The following is a 2,672-nucleotide window of genomic DNA, read 5'->3' on the forward strand; positions in this document are numbered from 1 at the left end:
AGCCAAACTCATACAGGCTAAAGAAGGCCAAGTTGCCGGAGCGTTTTACAGAGAGGATTTAGGCGATATAGATTTAGTGTGGGGAGCAAGTGCAACAGACTTAAAAGACTTAAAAGATGTTAACGGCAAACCGCTTAAGCCCTATGGCCTATCTAAGATTATAGAAAAACACCTTGATGATTTTAAAGGGTTTGAGGGGAATAGTGCACTTGAGAAGTTAGGTAGAGGGTTGGAGGAAATAGTGAAAAATGGAAAGATGGTTACAGATCAAGCGGGAATAAAAACCATCATCTTAAAAAAAGACAACCAAGAATTTAGAGTGGGTTTAACACAAGGGTGGAAACATGAAGGAAAAAATTACTGGATAGTAACGGCTTACAGAAAATCCCCCGCGCAGAAGTTCGACCAAGTCGCGGCTAAGTCTGGGCTTGGCTCCGATCTAGCCCAAAAGGATAAGCCACACCCTACCACTCCCCCCCTTAAAAGTCAAGAGATTAATACCAATAATTACATTGATGTAGAAGTAATCGATCACCCTAAAGCACTCCCCTTTAAAAGCGATGGACAGATTTATAAGGAGGCTAAAGCTAAAGGTTTAAGTTATGCGGAGTTTAAGGCTTTAAGAGAGCAAGAGCAAGCCACACACACCACAAGATACATTGAGTTTAAAAAAGCTGAGAGTCAAAACATTAAAGATTTGCTAGATACTAGTAAACCCTTAAAAATGCTTAAGCCCGATCAGATCACAGAGAGATTATTAGATCAAGTTAAAAAGCACAATGCTAAGGTGTGGGTAGGAGAACTTAAAGATTTAACATTAGCCAATCAACTTAAGCTAGATACAAACCACCCCATTAAAATTACCTTTAATGGTAGCGCACTTGCCCATGTAGAAAAACAACATGGGATACATTCTATTCACTATCTTAAAAACAAACAACCGCCCATAGGGATACAAGATATTAGGGATTATCCTAAAGTGATCAATGAAGCAGATATTCACCAACTCACAAGAGATAAACATAACCAGTTAATGCTAACTAGTGCTAAGCAGATCAACGGATATTTTGTAGTGGTAGAGAGTATCAGCACTAAGCACAATGAATTAAAGTTAAAAACACTTTATAAGGAAAATGGGAAGTTAGAAAATAACCCGCTATTTAGTGGTGTGAATATGCGGACTACACAAGTAGCGGAAACCTCCCTAAGCCCTAAACCTAGTGTTTCCCACGCACTGACCCACACCAAAGAGGATATTACAACTCCCGCCCTTAAAAATCAAGATGAGTTAGCCCCTGAAGTACAAGAACTTTTAGCTAAAATTAGGGAGGATTGGAATAAGAAAGATTTTAAAGACAACACAATAGACTTTGAAAAAGCCCTACATAAACACTTAGGCTTAGAAAATGGCGATTATATCCCTAATCTATCGCCTGATGTGAAAAAGGCTTTAAAGCATAGCTATGATGAGGATAGCTTGAGTATTGCTAAGGGGATTGAAATAGATTATCCGATTAAAGCCACCCAAGCCCTACCCTACTTCAAAACCGCTTTAGAAAATCCAGATTATCTCTTGCAAAACTTAAGGGGGGAATTGAAATTTATTAAAAAAATAGATGAGGATCATTACGCGGTAGTGCAGCAGAATAGGTATTTAGATAGATTTAATCCCAAAGAGGATACCCCATATTGGCGCTTAGAATTATGGGATAAGCAATTTATGCAAGGCCAGCTTAAATACACCAATTCAACCGACCCTATAGATTTAAAAAGCGGGTTTGCTAACAAACAGATACACAACGGCCAATTAGGCTTTAGTAAAGAGGAGTTAGCTAAATGGCGTTTAGAGGAGTTAGAAAGAAGTAATGCACACGCAGAAGCACTACAAAAAGATATAGAGGAAATGGCAAAAAAAGAAGCCCTAAAAAACACCCCTAAACCTAAAAAGGCCAAAGACTATGGCCAGTCTGAAAAGATCAGTTTAGATAATTTATACAGAGTGTCTACAAGTCTACCGGTAAATGCAAGTTTGGGGAAAAACTATACTTCCTATCGGTGGAATGGCAAGAGAGAAAAGGCTATTGAGGGGCTTTTACACTTAATGTATGAAAAAACACGCAATAGTGGCCAAATTGCCCCCGCATTCTACAGACAAGATTTAGGCGGTATTGATGTGTATACGCAATTTGAAACTAAAGGTATTGTTGGAACTAGTATTAAAGATCAACCCAATAAAGGCCTAGAATTATTTAAAGATCAGCCACAAGACTTTTTAACCCCTGTTGGGCAAGCTAAAGACTTTCAAAAATGGCGCAACACCCATTTAGCCAACTACATAAGTAAGACTATACTAGAAGGCGATGTAGCACAAGTGGCTAATAATAAAGTTGTTTTGCAAATCAGAGATACCTACAATAACAAAGTGTGGGATTTTGAGGCAAAAATACATTTTACTAACAATGCAGACCCTAGCCAGCCTAAGCGCTATGTGTTAGAAGAGTTTAAAGTTAGAGAAGTCAAAGAAGATAAACCTACATTAAGCAATGAGGGAAAGACTTCCGCTACTCAATCAGAAAATCAAGAAATCCCCTTTGAGCAGTTAAACCAAAGAATGATTAAGCCTGAGGAATTCACCGATAGCGTAATCAAAGAGTTAAAAAAACGGCCTAAAT

1 pseudogene is annotated in these 2,672 nt (G+C 38.3%); it reads left to right on the forward strand.

What is annotated here, in order from left to right:
- A pseudogene (locus G6Q06_RS08210) lies at positions 1-2,672 on the forward strand (hypothetical protein); the annotation flags it as partial.

The organism is Helicobacter suis (genome assembly GCF_902196135.1).
Taxonomy (GTDB): Bacteria; Campylobacterota; Campylobacteria; order Campylobacterales; family Helicobacteraceae; genus Helicobacter; species Helicobacter suis_A.